Consider the following 16,617-nt stretch of genomic DNA (forward strand, 5'->3'; position numbering starts at 1 on the left):
TTGGAGGAGGGCGGCAGGCTTTTATTGCCCTCCTGCTTCCGCGCCCTGTCCGCGGCCCAGCCTGTGTAGGACACGCCTGCGCACCCGCTCGCTGACAAAGGGGGAAATATCCCCGCCCAGCCGGGCGATCTCCTTGACGATGCGACTGGCTGTGCTGCGGTGGTTTTCAGCAGCGAGCAGAAAGACCGTCTCGATCTCGGGTGCCAGTCTGCGCAACGCCCCTGAAAGCTGGGTCTCGAAATCGAAATCCCCTGCCGAGCGCAGGCCGCGCACCACCGTTCCGGCACCTGCCTGGCGCACGGCATCAATCAGCAGCCCGTCAAATCCTACGACCGTGATGCGGTCCCCATGGGGCAGGGTCGCCACCTCATCGCGCACCATTTCCAGCCGTTCCTCCAGGGAAAGCAGGGGCTGCTTGCCTTCATTGACCGCCACGCCGACCACCAGGCGGTCAAACAGGGCGGCCGCGCGTTCGATCACGTCCAGATGGCCATTGGTGATGGGATCGAACGTGCCCGGATAAAACCCCGTGCGGTAATCAGGGGCAGGCGGAAGCCCGCCTTCCTGTGCCCCTGCCTTCACCGCGCTCACGGCTCTTCCGCAGCATTTCCGGCCGCTTCGCCTTCAGCCAGTACGCCTTCAACAACCGTTTCCCCCTCGTCTCCTTCTCCCTCTCCTTCCCCTTCGCTGCCATCTTCAAGCACGGGGAAGACACTGATGATGTGTTCATCCTCATCAACGCGGAACAGGGTCACGCCGCTTGCCATGCGCGACATGACGCGCACCTGGGAAACGGGAAGACGGATCAGGCGGCCGGTATCGGTGACCATCATCACGTCAGTGCCGTCGCGCACGCTCAGCGCGCCGACCACCGTGCTGTCAGGCCGCGAGGCGGAAGCGCGCATGTTGAGCAGCCCCTGCCCGCCGCGCCCAGAAACCCGGTAGTCGTAAGCGGAGGAACGTCGCCCGTGCCCGCTGTCGGTCACTGTCAGCAGCAGCTCTTCCTGGCGCGCCAGCTCCTCGAATCGCACCTCGTCGATCACGCCCCCGGTTTCGGCAAGCTCAGCCTCTTCTTCCTGCCCCTCCGGATCAGCCTCGAGTTCCTCGGTGGGTTCAGCCATCGCCGTGGCGACGTCATCTTCTGCGCCCATTTCCGGCGTGTCGCGGCCGCGCATGTTGGCCAGGCGCAGGTAGGCAGCACGTTCCTCAGGGGTGGCTTCCACATGGTCGAGAACGCAGAGCGACACCACGCGGTCGCCCTTGGCCAGGCGGATGCCGCGCACGCCCGTGCTGCCGCGGCTGGCAAAGACGCGCACCGTCTCATCAGTGATCTGGAAGCGGATGGCGCGGGCCTTGCGCGTGGCCAGGAACACATCCTGCCCGACGCGGCATGTCGCAACACCGATGAGCTGGTCGTCATCCTCCAGCTTCATGGCGATCAGCCCGGAAGCGCGGATGTTGCGGAAATCGCTGAGCCGGTTGCGCCGCACATTGCCGCTGGCCGTGGCGAAGACGAGGTGCAGGTCATCCCACAGCGTCTCATCCTGCGGCAGCGGCAGCACGGCGGTGATGGTGTCATTGCCCATTTCAGGCAGCAGGTTGACCAGCGCGCGCCCCTTGGCTGCCGGCGCAGCTTCAGGCAGGTGCCATACCTTCATGCGGAAGACCTTGCCGCCCGAGGAGAAGAACAGCACCCATTGATGGGTATGGGCGGTAAAGCTGCGCACCACCACGTCATCCCCGCGCCGGCCGGCCGCCTTGCGCCCGCGCCCGCCGCGGTTCTGGGCACGGAACAGCTCAAGCGGGGTGCGCTTGATGAAACCTTCGCGCGTGATGGTCACCACCATCTGGCCCGGCTCGACCAGGCTTTCATCCGTCTGGTCACCCAGCGCGTCAGAAATGGCCGTCAGGCGCGGCACACCCAAAGCTGTGCGGCTGTGGTGCAGCTCATCGCGCAGCACTTCCATGCGCCGGGGGCGGCTGGAAATGATTTCCAGCAGTTCCGTGATCCGGTGGGCCACCTCATCAAGCTCCGCCTGGATCTTCTCGCGCTCCATCCCGGTCAGGCGCTGGAGGCGCAGCTCCAGAATGCCGCGGGCCTGGGCTTCGGTCAGGCGCACCTGGCCGTCCACCACCACATTGCCCTCGTCATGGATCAGCTCCAGCAGGGGCGCGATGGGGCCGGCGGGAAAGGCGCGCGCCAGCAGCGCCTCACGCGCATGGGCCGCGTCAGGCGCTGCGCGGATCAGGGCGATCACCTCGTCAATATTGGCCACGGCCAGCACGAAACCCACCAGCAGATGGGCGCGGTCACGCGCGCGGCCGAGGTCGTAGCGGGCCCGGCGCAGAATCACTTCCTCGCGGAAGTGAATGAAAGCCTCGAGCACTTCCTTGAGGCCCATCACGCGGGGCTGGCCTTCATTGAGGGCCAGCATGTTGACGCTGAAGGAGGTCTGGAGCTGGGTGTAGCGGTAGAGCTGGTTGAGCACCACGTCGCCGGTCGCATCCCGCTTGAGCTCGATCACCACGCGCATGCCCGAGCGGTCGCTTTCATCGCGGATATCGGAAATGCCTTCAACAACCTTGTTGCGCACCAGGTCGGCAATGCGCTCCTGCAGCGTGGCCTTGTTGACCTGGTAGGGGATCTCCGTCACCACGATAGCCTGACGGTCCTTGCGGATCTCCTCGATCTCCGCCTGAGCCCGCACGGGAATGGAACCGCGGCCAGTCGCATAGGCCTGGCGGATGCCGTGCCGCCCCATGATGATGCCGCCGGTGGGGAAATCGGGCCCCGGCACGATCTTCATCAGCTCATCGAGCTCCAGGGCCGGATTTTCCACCAGCGCCAGCGTGGCATCGATGATCTCGGCGGGATTATGGGGCGGAATGTTGGTCGCCATCCCCACCGCGATGCCGGCAGCCCCATTGACCAGGAGATTGGGGAAGGCCGCCGGCAGCACGGCTGGCTCCATCTCGCTTTCATCATAGTTGGGATGGAAAGGGACGGTGTCACGGTCGATATCGTCCAGCAGCTGGGAAGCCGCTTTGGCCAGGCGCGCCTCGGTGTAACGCATGGCAGCCGGGCTGTCGCCATCCACGGAGCCGAAATTGCCCTGCCCGTCGATCAGGCGCAGCCGCATGGACCAGGGCTGGGCCATGCGCACCAGGGCGTCATAGATCGCACTGTCGCCGTGCGGGTGGTATTTACCCATCACGTCACCCACCGCGCGCGCCGTCTTGCGGTAGGGCTTGTCAGCGGTGAAGCCGCTTTCGCGCATGGCGTAGAGAATGCGCCTGTGCACCGGCTTCAGCCCGTCGCGCACATCCGGCAGGGCGCGGGAAACGATGACCGACATCGCATAAGCGAGATAGGAGGAACGCATTTCATCTGAAATAGTGATCGGTTCCGCCCCTTTCGGCAGGAACGGCACGGGCGCCGCACCTGCCAGTTCATCAACCTGCGCATCAGAGGGAGAGGCATTCGGATCATGGGGGTCGGTCAAGGTATGGTCCACCGATTTTTCAGGAGCATTAGAAGGATCTATCATACGCCATCCGCAGCTTTCATGCCAGATGCCGCACCCCTGCCTGCCGGGACTTTCCCGGCTTTTTCCCCTGGTATCTGCCGGTCAGCTTCCCGCCTTCCGTTCCCCGAAAGCCTCTCCCGGCCTGCGCATGACCGTTCCGCCTGAAACCGCCCTTTCCCCTTCCGTGACAGCCCTGCCCTGGCAGCCCCCCCAAGCCTATCTCGGTCTGCTTTCCCGTAGGCAGGGAGCTTCAGAGGCTGGAAGAGCGTTGCCCTCCACAGGGCCGGTCTTTCTCGACAGCGGCAGTTTCGACAAGGCCACAGCTGAAAGCCGGGACCGGCAACGCTGGAGCCTGCTGTGTCCCCGCCCCGAGGCCGCGCTGGTGCTGCCGCGCCTGAAGCCGGGGGGCCAAGACGGGCTGGAACCGCTCCGCCGCTTCGCCCAGGCCCACCGCCCGCCCCGGCCTGTGCCCACCTCGCCCGATCTACCCTTTACGGGCGGGATTATCGGCGTTCTGTCCTACGGGGCCGGGCTGGCGCTGCAGGACGTGTCTTCTCGCCATGCGGCGCAGGATGACTGGCCCCATCTTCTGGCGCTGGTGTGCACCTCCTTCCTGCTGTTCGATCACGCCCGGGAAAAACTCTGGTGGATCAGCCCCGAGCAACACCCCGCCCCGGCGCCACGCCCGCTGACTGCCGCTTTTCCGCCCCTTGAAAACTGGCAGCCCGATTTCACCGAGCACGGCTGGGGTGAGGCGGTGGAGGAAACGCGCCGCCTGATCGGTGCGGGAGATATCTTTCAGGCCAATCTGACCATGCGCTGGCATGGCGGCTTCCAGCAGGCTGACGGAACGCACGCTGACCTGGCAGCGCTGTACGCCCGCCTGCGCCAGGGCAGCCCCGCCCCTTTCGGGGCTTATCTTGATTTCGGCACCCACCAGCTGATGAGCGCTTCAGTGGAACGCTTTCTCTCACTTTCTCCGAACGGCACCATTGAAACCCGCCCCATCAAGGGCACCAGCGCCGTTTCGGATGACCCCATAACTGATGCCGCCCTGCGCGACGCCCTGGCGCAGGACGCGAAGGAACTGGCTGAAAACCTGATGATCACTGACCTGATGCGCAACGATATCGGTCGTGTCAGCCGCCCGGGCAGCGTCAGCGTGCCCCAGTTGGCCCGTCCTGAACGCTTTGCGCGTGTGCACCACCTCGTCTCCAGCGTGACCGGAAAGCTGGCAGAGGGAGAAGACGCCTTCAGCCTGCTGGAAGCCACCATGCCGCCCGGCTCTGTCACCGGCGCGCCCAAGAAGCGGGCGCTGGAGGTCATTGACGCCCTGGAGCGCAGCCCCCGCGGCGCTTATTGCGGCACGCTGTTTCGCCTGGGCTGGGATGGCGCGCTCGACAGTTCAGTGCTCATCCGCACTGTCACAGGCACGCAGGAAGAGGCCCCCGCACAGGGTTGCGATCCTTCAGCCAAACCCTCCGGCGCCACCTGCCGCTTCGCCCTGGGTGCGGGCGGAGGAATCACCTGGCCTTCGGAGGCGCAGGCTGAATACCGTGAAACCTGTCTGAAAGCCGCCCCCCTCCTGCAGGCCCTGCGTGCCGCGCCTAACCCTGAAGACCCGGCCTCCCGGCACCCCCAAAGGCAGGCCCAATGAACGCCCAACCCGACTTGTGGGCCTGGCATGACACGCGCCTTCTCCCGCTTTCAGAAATACGCATCTCCCCGACGGACCGGGGTTTTCTGCTCGGTGACGGACTGTTTGAAACCCTGGGCGTCACCCAGGGCGCCCCTGCCTGGCCGGCACTGCATTTCGACCGGCTGGAGGCAGGATGCAAGCTGCTCAACCTGCCTGCGCCTGACCGTTCTGCCCTTCTGGCTGCCATGACGGCCGTGCTGGAGGCCAACAGGCTTACCGAAGGCGCCCTGCGCCTCACCTGGAGCCGGGGTTGCGGGCCACGCGGCCTTTCCCCGCCCGCGCAACCACGACCAACCCTGCTGATCACCGCCACGCCCGGACCGCCTTCCCTCCCCACGCCCGTGCGGCTGCATATCCCGCAGCAGCGGCGTGATGAGACCTCGCCCCTCTGCGGGGCCAAGACCCTGTCCATGCTGCCTTCAATCAACGCCCGGCAGGAAGCCCAGGCGATGGGCGCTGATGACGCGCTGCTGCTCAACCAGCAGGGCCATCTCTGCGAAGCCAGCGCGGCCAATTTTCTGGCGCTGGACCGCAACGGCCTTCTCCTTACCCCGCCCCTGCGCGATGGCCCCCTGCCAGGCACAGCACGGCGTCGGCTGCTGGAAAGCGGCCTTTGCCGTGAGCAGCGCCTCATCCCCCATGAGCTCCCGGTCCTGCAGAGCGCCTGGCTGATAACCGCCCTGGGGGTGACGGAAGTCAGCACTGTTACGATCAATGGGGGGAGCCAGCCTATCTCGCTGGACCTCAATGCTGTCAGGACGCATAACCTGCGCCGGTTTCTGGCGCGCATTTCCTGAAACCAGCCTTCCCGGAAGTTCAGAAAGCCTGCGCCAACCAATGCCGGAAACGGCTGATCAAGCTCTCTGCCGCCACCGGGGGCCGCAGAACCGGCTGCACGGAAGATTCCCGCCGCTTCGGGCTGTTTTCCACCGCCTGAACCGGGCGGGGCAGGGTATTCGCCTGTTCACGCGCCTGCCTTTGGCGCAGCGTCTCAAAGGCGGCCAGGCTGGTGGGGAAGTTTTCAGCCTGGGCTGGCGTCAGATAATGCTGGGTCATCAGAAAAGCCCGCAACCCCTGCGGGAAAGGCAGGGTCCGTTGCTGGGCCGGCGTGCAATGCGCCTGGGCCTCTTGCGGCATAAGGGTGCACGGCGAGACACCGAACATGGAATTCTTTTCAACCGGGGCCTGCAGCACAGCCCGCCAGATCCGGTCCTGCGTCTTCTGGTCTGCCGGCCCGCCTGAAGCGGCCAGGCGGCAGGCGATGGCCATGGCATAAGCCAGAAACCCCGGATTCTGCCTAAGCTTGCGGGCCGCAGCACTTTTGCCTGCCGGGGTGTTGGGCACAGAGGTCATCTCCGCCACAATCCGGCTGAAGGAGGCCAGCAGGTAAGGACGGTAGGCAGGGGATGCCGTCATATCCGTGGCTATGAGAGAGCGCAGGCCGTCCGGGCCCGGGGGACCCAGGTGCAGGGCTGTCAGCACCGGCGGCATGATCGACTCCGCATGGGGCGCAAAAGTGTAGTCGAAGCTCTGGTCCTGCAGCACCACAACAGGCGGCACTGCGGGATCGCCCGGCACATCGAGAACAGAGGGCAGCCCGCTTCCATCCTGCTGCGGCAGCTCATAGACACGCCACGGGCCCGGCATCCCTGCAGCCTGCGCGCTGACAGTACCGGGCGTGTCATAGCCGGCGTCATAGTAAAGCCGGATGCGGTCGCAGCAATGGGCCCCGCCGGTATAGGTGGAGACCATCAGCACTGGGGGCGGCTCGGAAGGCGGCGTGCGCGTTGGGGCCTGGCCCGGTCCCTGCAGGAGGGCGTAAAACCCGGCCTGCAGGTCTGTCTCGGCTCCCAGACCGTAAGGACCGAGCGAGGCTGTGAACGGGGCCGGGATGACAGGAGCGGCTTTTTCCCCGCCTTCTGGCCCGGCTGAAACAGCCTCTTCCTCCAGGAAGGGATCAGAGAGGGGCAACAGGCTGAGATCCGGCAGGGGAAAAGCGCCTGGGCGAAGAAACTGCCGCTCCGTCCCCAGGGCCAGAGTGACGACCGGGCATTGCGGGAGCGCAGAAGGCCGGGCCCCTTTTGAACGCTTTGAATGCGAAGGGGCAGGAGACGTTTCCAGATCAGGGGGCGGGCAGGCCGGGTCCGGGTGGTTGGTGACCGCGAAAAGAGCAAAAATCGGCAGGGTTTCGCCTGGTCCATCCTTCCAGACGGCAGCCAGCGTCGCCGCCTCGCCGGCCTTTACCTGCATGCCCAACCCCAGCGCGGCGGCTGGCGGAACCGAAGCCACTTTTGCTGGAATATGAGCCCGGGGGGTAAGCGTCTGACTGGGCTGGGCCAGGGCTGCAGGAGAGGTCAGACCAAGCCCGGCCAGAAAAGCAGTGCCTGTCAGGGCCGGGCGGGCGCGCACTTTTTTCAGTCCGCATCCATCAGGCGCAGCATCTCAGCCACGGCGCGGCGTGAAAGGCGCAGGACGGGTTGGTCAGCTTCATCATACAGAACCCAGGTCACCGCGCCGCTTTCAGGGGAGATATTCCTGGAAGCGCTCAGACGGGGGCATTCGCCTTCCATGGCTTCCCCGCGCTCCAGGCTTTCACGCAGCGCTTCAATGCGCGCCACGATATCCTGCGTGCGGCCCAGGGCTTCCTGAATTCTCTCCCGCAGGTCCCGCTCCCTGTGGGCCAGCTGCAGGAGGTGCAGACGTCGCCCGGCACGACTGCGCGCAGAGCGCGGATGGCCCAGGGCGCGGATCTCGCTTTCCAGCGCGTCTGCTGCCGCCAGCCGGTCGATATCGTGCAGCAGGCCGCGCCAGGTGCGCAGCATTTCCGACACGTAAACCAGCCACGCTTCCGACTGGGCAGCAAGCTGCTGGACCGGGCGGGCGGGCAGATGCTCCTCAGCCAGGGCCTGTTGCAGCAGGGCCTGTTCCGCCTGGGCCAGGCTGCCATCCATGCAGGCGATCATATAAGCCCGCTGCACCAGGTCAGGGTCATGCTCGGCCAGGTAGAGCCCGCGCAAAGCCGTGTTGAGCTCCCAGAGCGGCAGATCAGTCAGCAAGGCGTCGGCAGGAAACACCTCCCCGTCACCCGCTTCGAAAGTGGCAAAGGCGCCTTCTTCAGACGAGAAATCAGGCGTGAAATCCGGGGACAGAAAATCCGAAAAAGGGGTGAAAGCGGGCATGAAGCAACTCTCCAGTTCTGGCCACCGGGCAGGCCCGGGGTCGGGCCGGACGCGCCTGCATAATCTGCTGATTCTTCCGGCAACGACCTTGCCAGAAGCCGCAACGGAGGGAAAGCGTTTCCGGCCCAAGACAGTGCCCAAGACAGTGAAAGCGAAAAGAGGCCATGGCTGCCATGACAGACCGGAGAGTCACATTTGGGTCACATTACAGGCGCATCAGGAAGGAACCGGAGGAAAGAAGTTCGGCCCCGTCCGACAGACCTCATGCCGCCCCGTTTCATTTCTTTTCTGCTCTTTGTTTGTCGGCAAAATGCCGTGAAAGCCGGAAAGGGGGCGCGTTGAAAGGAGCATATCTTGTTAGCCCGCAACCTGCCTGCCAGCCAGACGACCGAGAAGGTGGTGGAAAACTGCCCGATCGTCATGGGTTTCGACCTCAAATATGCCCGCGCCGGCTTCACGGTCATGCAGTCCGTGCTGGAAACCACGCCTGACGCCCAGTTCTGCGCCTTCAACGTCCTGCATGACGGCCTGCCCGACTTCGCCCAGCGCCTGGGCCACCTGCTTTTTGACGGGCCCCGCTCCTCCATCACCTTCATCGACGTGCGGCCGCATTTCGACCATCTCGAGCTTTTCGAGACGCGCCATCTCTCGCGCGCCATGTATTACCGCCTGCTGATCCCCATCCTGTTCCGCGACGCGCAGGCGGTGATCTATCTTGATTCGGACATGGTGTGCCGCCGCAATATCTTCGCCATGGTCGACGGCCTGCCGCCCGGCGCCTGCCTGGGGGCCGTGCGCGACAACATCTCGCGCGGCGACCGGGCGCGCGGGGCCATGATGCGCGACGTCATGGACCACGGGCCTGAAGACATGCTTGAGCTCAGCCTGGCTGACTACAAGCGCGATGTGGTGGGGCTCGACAATCCCGACCGCTATTTCAATTCAGGCATGGTGTTTTTCCGCCCCTCCGAGATCACCGACAGCGACGTGCAGGCCTGCTTCGACCTGTGCCATGCGCCGCGCTACTGCCCGGACCAGGACATCCTCAACACCATCTTCGGCGACCGCACCCATCTGCTGCCTGAGCGCTGGAACTACGTGCTGACCTTCCCCGAAACCGTTGGGCTCATCCCTGATGACTGGATGCGCCACCACAAGGAGGAGGAGGAACACGCCGCCATCCTCCACTGGCCGGGGCCCCGCAAGCCGTGGCGCGACCCCAGCGTGCCGCAGGCCGAAGTGTTCCTGGAGATGGGCCGCCGGCTGGATGAACGCCTGCAGGAAGTGGCGCCGGAATTCTTCAAAGACGTGCTGCCGGCCAGCTGAGCGGGCAGAACTGAAACCAGTCCAGCTGCCTGTGTGCTTGAAACACGGGTGAAACCCGATTGAAACTTGCCGGCCGCTGCCCACATTATGGAGCATGAGCAAGCAGACTTCCTCCAGGCTTTCCCCGCCTGTGCCAAAGCGCGAATCCGTCATTCTGGAACAGCTCGGCCACACGCGCTGCGACCCCTACGCCTGGATGAAGGACCCCGACTGGCAGCAGGTGCTGCGCGATCCGGGCCGCCTGCGCCCTGACATCCGCCAGCACCTGGAGGCGGAAAACGCCTATGCCGCTGACGTGCTGGCGGAGACGGAAGACCTGCAGGCAACCCTGCTTGAGGAGATGAAGGCGCGCATTCCCGCAACCGAGGAATCCGTGCCCGTGCCTGATGGGCCCTGGCTCTACAACCGCCGCTTTGAGACCGACGCGCAGTATCCCCTGCACGTGCGCACCCCCCGCCCTGCCTCTGAAGAACCCGCGACAGAAGGCCAAGAACAAGAAACAGCCGGGCCGGAAGAAATCCTGCTTGACGTGACGGCACGCGCCCAGGGCCATGATTTCTACAGCCTCGGCGGCGCAGCGGTGTCTGACGACCACGGACTTTACGCTTTCAGCGAGGACACCCAGGGCTCGGAAGTGTTCCGCATCCACCTCAAGGACCTGACCAATAAGGACCAGGCAACTGACGCCATGCTGTGGGGCGAGGAAGCGGGGCCAGGCCTGCCGGGACCGGTGGAAAGCAGCACCGGAGCCTTTGCCTTCTCGCCTGACAGCGAATGGCTGTTCTGGATCTGGCGCGACGACAACGGCCGCCCGGCCCGGCTCTACCGCCGCCGCACACGCGCCAAACCAGGCGAGCCCCTGGAAGACATCCTGGTCTATGAGGAAACGGACTCCGGCTTCTTCCTCAATCTCTCTGTCTCCGCTTCGCGCCAGTGGATCATGCTGGAGCGCGGCGACCATGACACCAATGAAACCCTGCTGATCCCGGCTGCCGACCCCCAGGCCGACCCCGTCTCCTTTGCACCGCTGGTGCGCGGCGAGCGCTACAGCCTGACCCATTGGGGCGACCGCTTCATCATCCTCACCAACCGGGATGAACCGGGCGCCTCCAGCCCCGGCCAGGCGGTGGACTTCACCCTGATGCAGGCGCCAGACCGCCCCACACCCCAACAGGAATGGACGCCCTTCCTGCCGCAGACGCCCGGGCATTTCCTGCTGCAGGTGAGTGCCGGGCGCGATTTCCTGGCCTGGAGCGAGCGCTTTGAGGGCAATGAGCGCATCTACGTGCTGGCCCGCAAGGATGCTCCCGCACTCCGCCCCGCTGAAAACGGCCACTCTTCAGATGCCGAGCCAGACCTGCGCGAGGTCGCGCGCTCCGTGCAGATGGATGAACCGGCCTATGACCTGACGCTGCTGGGCATCCTGGAATATGACCGGCCCGTACTGCGCTACGTCTACCAGTCTCCCACCACACCGCCGCACTGGTATGACCTCAACATGGAGACCGGCGCGCGCACCCTGCGCAAGGTGCGCGACGTGCCTTCAGGCCATGACCCGCAGGCCTATGAAACCCGCCGCCTCTTCGCCCCTGCGCCGGACGGGGAGCTGGTGCCCGTGACCGTGCTGATGAAGCGCGGCACCAAGCTGGACGGCAGCGCGCCATTGCTGCTCTACGGCTATGGCTCCTACGGCATTTCCATGGAAGCGGCTTTCTCTACCACCACACTCAGCCTGGTGGACCGCGGCTGGATCCACGCCATTGCCCATGTACGCGGCGGTTCGGAGAAGGGGTGGAACTGGTTTCTGGAAGGGCGCGGGCGCAAAAAGCCCAATACCTTCACCGATTTCATCGCCGTGGCCCGGCACCTGATCGCTGAAGGCTATACGTCCCCCCGCCGCATCGTCGCCCATGGCGGCTCGGCAGGCGGGCTGCTGATGGGGGCTGTGGCCAACATGGCGCCCGAGCTCTTCGCCGGGATCGCCGCCCAGGTGCCTTTTGTGGACATGCTCAACACCATGTCCGACACCTCCCTGCCCCTCACCCCGCCGGAATGGCCGGAATGGGGCAATCCGCTGACCGATCCGGAGGCCTACGCGCTGATTGCCAGCTACTCGCCCTATGACAATGTGCGCCAGGCCGACTACCCCGCCATTCTGGCCATGGGCGGCCTGTCTGACCCGCGTGTGACCTACTGGGAACCCGCCAAATGGATCGCCCGCCTGCGCGACATCGCCCAGGGCGGCCCCTTCCTGTGTCGCATCAACATGGAAGCCGGCCACGGCGGTTCTTCAGGGCGTTATACACGCCTGAAGGAGGTTGCGCTGGTGCAGGCTTTTGCGTTGTGGTGTTTGAATAAAACCGCACTATAAATCATTTTTATTATTATTCTCTTCCTTTTAAGGCGATTCAATTTCTGCATTATTTATAATAGGAACGTCAAAACGAGCTCGCGCAATGACTCGATTGCCTAATACAGCATAACATTCTACAAAATGTTCTCCCATAAAATCAGCACTTTCTTGTCGTGACCACCCCCCTTCGTCTTCAAGAATCTTCCCTCTAGTACATTTTCTTTTAATGGCCTCAGCTCCCCTATTTAAAATTTTCCAGTATAATTTAGTCTCATCAGGAAATTTACTCTTCATTTTAGGTGGAACCGTAAAAATTAACTTTCCACTAGCTTTTATGCCTCTAAACAACTTTCCAATTTCAACAAGTTTTTCAAATGATTTTGGCCTAAAGGCTTTTTTCTCAACCACACACTTAATTTCAAGGGGATATTTTATATCTATTTCAAAATCACGAAATTCTTCGATAAATTGCTCATCACTTACCCTCACACTATCTAAAACAATATTCTTCGAACCAGTTATTGAGCGATAAAAATCAATATTTGGAAATTTCCTCCCAAATATCCCTCTCCATATCTTAAGGCATTTTTCTATATCATTTTCCTGCAATGCTTCGCCAATTTCATTACTAGTCCTCTCTGCCGCTCTTTTAAAACCGCCTTTAGATTTAATTAGAGCCTTACTTCCTAAAGCTTGGTAACTTTCATTCTCTTGTCCAGCAAGATAATCAAAAAAACCTTTCAACAACTCTTCTTTAGGACGCATAGTTAACTCATGATTATCTCGCAGGAATCTATAGACAAAAGTATCTATTAGTAACCCAGACAATGAACTTATGCCTTTATTATTCCTCCAAGCTCTTATCATACGACATAAAGGCCGAATTAGCTCCTTAAAATCATTACTAGAATTTGTAATAGCTTCCGTTTCTTTCTGGGCATAACTACGCTTGAAACAAGAAGATTTTGTATCTGGATACAGAAAGTAATCATTCTCTTTGAAAGCGGGCTGGACTTCTACCCATATATTTCCAAAAATCACCACAACTACACAACGATTTACTCTAACATAAGTTTTTGAGTATCTAAGTCTTAAAAATTTTGCCGTATCTTCAAGAAGCTTTTTCGGTCCAGTAGAAGAGGCATTATAGCTAGCGAGAAGATTATCTGGTAGTAAATATAGCATGTCTAGATCAGATATTCCCCTAACAGCAGTTTTTCTACCATATGATCCAAAAGCTAACTTATTACTTTCACTTCCTATTCCTCTAAAGCCCTTATTTAGAACTTTAGCTATTTCATTATATTTATTTTTATATAACTCATTATCTTCTTTCGTAATTTTTACTCTATTATGAAATTCATCCCATAGCTTAGAGGGCAATTCTGCCATTTCATTTCTCTCCGTTTTTATTTTTATAATGCCCAGAATTTATTTTTTTTCTTGTTTTAGAAAAATATTTTTCATCAATTGGGCCAGACTGCTTACGTATATTGCTCAACTCATCACTAAGTCTCTCAAAGTTAAAAAATATTTCCTTTAGAGACATATGAGTTGCCTTAATATGGAGATACTCAAAGCGTTTTTGAAGGTCTTTATATCTATCCGCACTTCTTTTTAAAGTAGACGCATTACTCTTAAGGCCACTTGTTAAACAAATAACATTTAGACTTCCCCCTAAAATTGCTGCCGCTGACCCCCAAAGCGGCCCTGCAACTTTCCACAAAAAAAAGCTTCCAGATATAAATCCCAATAAACCTGCCGCAATATTTAGCCAAAGTAAATATTTTTCTTGATTGACAGATTTGAGATACAAAGCCGTTGAACACCATAAACAATTTTCAGCTTCATTCTTGATTTTCTTATAAATTTTCTCCCTTGTTATAAGAGGATTAGATGATGATTTCCTCTTCCCTTTAAGAAATATATCAAATGGAACTTCCATACTCTTAATTATACCTTACCTTAAATAGATTCACTGTAAATATTTCTGCCTAAGCCATATCCTTATCCCCCCGAAAGCAAAGAAGCCCCAGCCTCACCTGCATCAAGCGAAGAATCCTCCGCAGGCACAGCCGGCAAGTGCTGGCAGGCGGCGGCCAGGTTGGGGTTGGCGTTAGCGGAGCGGGCGCACAGGGCGGTGGCGTCTGTGCCGCAGGCGCGCAGGGCTTCTTCCATTGTGGAGCCCAGAACGTCATGCACTAGGGCCAGGTCGGGGTCGTTGCGGTTGTGGATGCGGTCCAGCTCGTGCTCGGCCTTGTGCATCTCGGCCAGGCCGGTCAGGCAGCGTTGGCTGGCATAGCTGTGGTCCTGGCGCAGAATGACAAGCACGCGGTTGATGTCGCGCCCCATGCGGTTCAGCGTCGGGTCATCCACATCGGTCGGCGCGCCGGTGGCATAAGCGGGCGCGGGCTGCAGGCCGACATAAGGCACTGCAAGCGGCAGGGCCAGAAAGGCCAGGGACAGCATGGAACGGGCGGCAGCGGGAATGCGAAAACAGGTCATCATGGGGCCATGATAAGCCGGTTGCAGGCGGGATTGAAGTAAAACCACCGTGTAAGCCCTGCCCCCAGCCCAGATCTGACCCCTTCAGGGCGCAGGCAGCTTTCTCAGGCCCCTACGCCCTCTCGACAGGGGCTAGGCGACGGGTGGGGAAAGCGGGTAAAACCACGGGGAACACGCCTGGAGAAAACAGCCCCGGACCCGGCGCGCCCCTTGACTCCCTGTCCGGAAAGCAGGTATGGGGGCTGCCGATTTGGCGCTGTGCCGCGCTGCATGAAATCTGAGACTATCAAGGGTCCGCGTCAGCCGCATTATCGGTAGCGCCTACCGGGCCTTTCCACTGGTTTGGGAGCCCGTTTTGCCATGAAGATCCGCAACAGCCTGAAATCCGCCAAGGTGCGCGACAAGAACTGCCGCGTGGTGCGTCGCCGCGGTCGCGTCTACGTCATCAACAAGAAGAATCCGCGCCTGAAAGCCCGCCAGGGCTGACAGCCGGGCGCCTGCAGCGCGGGCCCGGGCCGGCAGAAAGCAAAGAGCGCGACTCGCCGGCACAGTGCAAAGCCGGCTTCCGGTCCTGCCGCAGGGCGCTCGAACAACTCCCTTCCTCACCGGTCGGGAGTTTTTTCTTTTTCAGCCCTTCCGCTTCCGCCCTGTCGCTGAGAGGAAGTCCATGACCCGTTTCACGCCTCACCCTGTCCTTGCCGGCAGGAAATCTCCGCGCTCTCTGCGCCGGCTTGCGCTGGCCTGCGGGCTGGCCGGTTTCTGGGCGTGGGGCGGGTTGTCAGGGACAGATCAGGCAGGAATGGGTCAGGCAGGCATCAACCGGGCCTGGAGTGCTGCCGCCACTTCTTCCGCACCACATAACCAGACAGCCCCCCAGGCCAAGCAGGCGCCCAAAAAAGCCGCAGGCCAAAAAAGCCCGGCCCCAGCCGGCAAAACCCCTGCCAAAACGCCCCGCAAGATCCGCACCCCTGCAGAAGTGCTGGAGCTGCGCCTGCAGGCTGCCGAGCAGGCCGTCAAAGCAGCCCACACGCAGGAAGCCTCGAACCAGGCCTGGCAGCAGGCTGAGACCCTGCGCAAACGGCAGCTGAGTGCCGGGGCGGAGCTGCTGCTGACTGAAGCGCGCGAAAAATCCACTGCACCTGACCTGCACGCAGCCCTTTATGATCTCTCGGCCGCCCTGACCCTGCAGCCCGATGCCGCCCTGCTGCGGCGCACGCGCGCTGAGATACGCCTGGCCAGCAATGACCCCACCGGGGCCGTGCAGGATCTGGGAATCGCATTGCAGCAGGACCCGGGCGATCCGACCTCATGGTTCCTGCTGGCGCGCACTGAAGAGGCGCTGCACAATGGCCCGGCAGCGCTGAACGCCTTCTGTCAGGCGCTGAAAAACGCCCCTCTCTTTCCCGAACGCACAACCCTGCTGCACCAGTTCACGCTCGACGCACAGGGCCAGCCGGACTGAAACCCGTCACGGCCCGGGTTTCAGCCCGGCTGGCGCGGGGTGAGCGTTCTGCTGACCGCCTCCAGCAACGTTTTGCGCGTATCAGGCGGCAGCCCGGCCAGCATGCGCTGCAAAGGCGTGCGCGGCTGAAAATGCGCCCCCTGTGTACTGATCGCCGTCAGGGTCTGGTACAGCACAACAAGAGTCACTGTGCTCAGCTGCGGGTCCAGCTGGGCGTCTGCGGGAGGGACAGGCTTCTGCGTGGTCTGAAGCCCAGGCTGAAGCGGCTTGCCATCCGGGCCGAGGCGCACGGGCCCCGGGGCCAGCTGCAGCCGCCAGAGGGCCGCGGCCTGGGCCGGTGTCAGGGAAGTGGTGGGGCCAGCTGCAGGCGTGGGCCCAGACTGCGCCCGAGCTGGACATGCCAACACAGCGCCTGCCATCCCCCCAACCAGGGCGGCGCAGGGCAGGAAGCGGATGAGTGAAAAAATGGTAAAATGGTTTTTCATGCGGCCAGCCTGCGCCCCCCGGCCTGCAAGTGCAATGATCTGCGACAAGCCTTTTCCCGAACTGGCAGAGCGCCCGGACCG

14 protein-coding genes are annotated in these 16,617 nt (G+C 61.4%); 6 read left to right on the forward strand and 8 right to left on the reverse strand.

What is annotated here, in order from left to right:
- Nucleotides 1–21: 21 nt before the first annotated feature.
- Complete coding sequence (gene coaD / locus E3E11_RS02890) at nt 22–591, reverse strand: pantetheine-phosphate adenylyltransferase (protein WP_407938684.1); 570 nt, start codon at nt 589–591, stop codon at nt 22–24.
- Nucleotides 588–3,383 carry a DNA gyrase subunit A gene (gene gyrA / locus E3E11_RS02895; protein WP_231119013.1) on the reverse strand — a complete coding sequence of 932 codons (2,796 nt, stop codon included), beginning with the start codon at nt 3,381–3,383 and terminating at the stop codon, nt 588–590. Before gyrA ends, coaD begins: the two co-directional genes overlap by 4 nt.
- Nucleotides 3,384–3,573: 190 nt before the next feature.
- On the opposite strand from gyrA, the gene E3E11_RS02900 reads away from it, so the two are divergent.
- On the forward strand, nt 3,574–5,184 hold the full coding sequence (locus E3E11_RS02900; protein WP_141451108.1) for an anthranilate synthase component I family protein: 1,611 nt from the start codon (nt 3,574–3,576) through the stop codon (nt 5,182–5,184).
- Complete coding sequence (locus E3E11_RS02905) at nt 5,181–6,023, forward strand: aminotransferase class IV (RefSeq protein WP_141451109.1); 843 nt, start codon at nt 5,181–5,183, stop codon at nt 6,021–6,023. Before E3E11_RS02900 ends, E3E11_RS02905 begins: the two co-directional genes overlap by 4 nt.
- Nucleotides 6,024–6,042: 19 nt before the next feature.
- Here the strand turns inward: E3E11_RS02905 and E3E11_RS02910 are convergent, their stop codons facing one another.
- Nucleotides 6,043–7,635 carry a hypothetical protein gene (locus tag E3E11_RS02910; protein WP_141451110.1) on the reverse strand — a complete coding sequence of 531 codons (1,593 nt, stop codon included), beginning with the start codon at nt 7,633–7,635 and terminating at the stop codon, nt 6,043–6,045.
- A gap of 5 nt (nt 7,636–7,640) precedes the next feature.
- Complete coding sequence (locus E3E11_RS02915; protein WP_141451111.1) at nt 7,641–8,405, reverse strand: hypothetical protein; 765 nt, start codon at nt 8,403–8,405, stop codon at nt 7,641–7,643.
- Nucleotides 8,406–8,759: 354 nt separating this feature from the next.
- Here E3E11_RS02915 and E3E11_RS02920 point away from each other — a divergent pair, with 354 nt between their 5' ends.
- Nucleotides 8,760–9,731 (forward strand): glycosyltransferase family 8 protein, encoded by a 972-nt coding sequence (locus E3E11_RS02920; RefSeq protein ID WP_141451112.1) that lies wholly within the window; start codon nt 8,760–8,762, stop codon nt 9,729–9,731.
- Between the two features lie 94 nt (nt 9,732–9,825).
- Entirely contained in the window at nt 9,826–12,102 is a 2,277-nt protein-coding gene (locus E3E11_RS02925; RefSeq protein WP_141451113.1) for a S9 family peptidase, read from the forward strand.
- Nucleotides 12,103–12,129: 27 nt separating this feature from the next.
- Here the strand turns inward: E3E11_RS02925 and E3E11_RS02930 are convergent, their stop codons facing one another.
- The 3 genes from E3E11_RS02930 to E3E11_RS02940 all read right to left on the reverse strand — a co-directional run bounded on the left by E3E11_RS02930 (nt 12,130) and on the right by E3E11_RS02940 (nt 14,592).
- Entirely contained in the window at nt 12,130–13,476 is a 1,347-nt protein-coding gene (locus tag E3E11_RS02930) for a nucleotidyltransferase (RefSeq protein WP_141451114.1), read from the reverse strand.
- A gap of 1 nt (nt 13,477) precedes the next feature.
- Nucleotides 13,478–14,029: a hypothetical protein gene (locus E3E11_RS02935; RefSeq protein ID WP_141451115.1), complete on the reverse strand. Its 552-nt coding sequence runs from the start codon at nt 14,027–14,029 to the stop codon at nt 13,478–13,480.
- Nucleotides 14,030–14,091: 62 nt separating this feature from the next.
- Nucleotides 14,092–14,592 carry a hypothetical protein gene (locus E3E11_RS02940; protein WP_141451116.1) on the reverse strand — a complete coding sequence of 167 codons (501 nt, stop codon included), beginning with the start codon at nt 14,590–14,592 and terminating at the stop codon, nt 14,092–14,094.
- A 357-nt stretch (nt 14,593–14,949) separates the two neighbouring features.
- Between E3E11_RS02940 and ykgO the strand changes: the two genes are divergently transcribed.
- Nucleotides 14,950–15,075: a type B 50S ribosomal protein L36 gene (gene ykgO / locus E3E11_RS02945; protein WP_141451117.1), complete on the forward strand. Its 126-nt coding sequence runs from the start codon at nt 14,950–14,952 to the stop codon at nt 15,073–15,075.
- Nucleotides 15,076–15,256: 181 nt separating this feature from the next.
- Nucleotides 15,257–16,051, forward strand: a complete 795-nt coding sequence (locus tag E3E11_RS02950; RefSeq protein ID WP_141451118.1) for a tetratricopeptide repeat protein — start codon at nt 15,257–15,259, stop codon at nt 16,049–16,051.
- A 20-nt stretch (nt 16,052–16,071) separates the two neighbouring features.
- Here the strand turns inward: E3E11_RS02950 and E3E11_RS02955 are convergent, their stop codons facing one another.
- Nucleotides 16,072–16,536 carry a hypothetical protein gene (locus E3E11_RS02955; protein WP_141451119.1) on the reverse strand — a complete coding sequence of 155 codons (465 nt, stop codon included), beginning with the start codon at nt 16,534–16,536 and terminating at the stop codon, nt 16,072–16,074.
- Nucleotides 16,537–16,617 lie beyond the last annotated feature (81 nt).

Origin of the sequence: Oecophyllibacter saccharovorans (assembly GCF_006542375.1) — a bacterium.
Classification (GTDB): Bacteria; Pseudomonadota; Alphaproteobacteria; order Acetobacterales; family Acetobacteraceae; genus Oecophyllibacter; species Oecophyllibacter saccharovorans.

Excerpts from the sequence above, each read along its gene's own strand:
- gyrA (WP_231119013.1), bottom strand. The coding sequence starts at position 3,383 with ATGCGTTCCTCCTATCTCGCTTATGCGATGTCGGTCATCGTTTCCCGC.
- E3E11_RS02900 (WP_141451108.1), top strand. The coding sequence starts at position 3,574 with ATGCCGCACCCCTGCCTGCCGGGACTTTCCCGGCTTTTTCCCCTGGTA.
- E3E11_RS02905 (WP_141451109.1), top strand. The coding sequence starts at position 5,181 with ATGAACGCCCAACCCGACTTGTGGGCCTGGCATGACACGCGCCTTCTC.
- E3E11_RS02915 (WP_141451111.1), bottom strand. The coding sequence starts at position 8,405 with ATGCCCGCTTTCACCCCTTTTTCGGATTTTCTGTCCCCGGATTTCACG.
- E3E11_RS02925 (WP_141451113.1), top strand. The coding sequence starts at position 9,826 with ATGAGCAAGCAGACTTCCTCCAGGCTTTCCCCGCCTGTGCCAAAGCGC.
- E3E11_RS02930 (WP_141451114.1), bottom strand. The coding sequence starts at position 13,476 with ATGGCAGAATTGCCCTCTAAGCTATGGGATGAATTTCATAATAGAGTA.
- E3E11_RS02935 (WP_141451115.1), bottom strand. The coding sequence starts at position 14,029 with ATGGAAGTTCCATTTGATATATTTCTTAAAGGGAAGAGGAAATCATCA.
- E3E11_RS02940 (WP_141451116.1), bottom strand. The coding sequence starts at position 14,592 with ATGATGACCTGTTTTCGCATTCCCGCTGCCGCCCGTTCCATGCTGTCC.
- ykgO (WP_141451117.1), top strand. The coding sequence starts at position 14,950 with ATGAAGATCCGCAACAGCCTGAAATCCGCCAAGGTGCGCGACAAGAAC.
- E3E11_RS02950 (WP_141451118.1), top strand. The coding sequence starts at position 15,257 with ATGACCCGTTTCACGCCTCACCCTGTCCTTGCCGGCAGGAAATCTCCG.
- E3E11_RS02955 (WP_141451119.1), bottom strand. The coding sequence starts at position 16,536 with ATGAAAAACCATTTTACCATTTTTTCACTCATCCGCTTCCTGCCCTGC.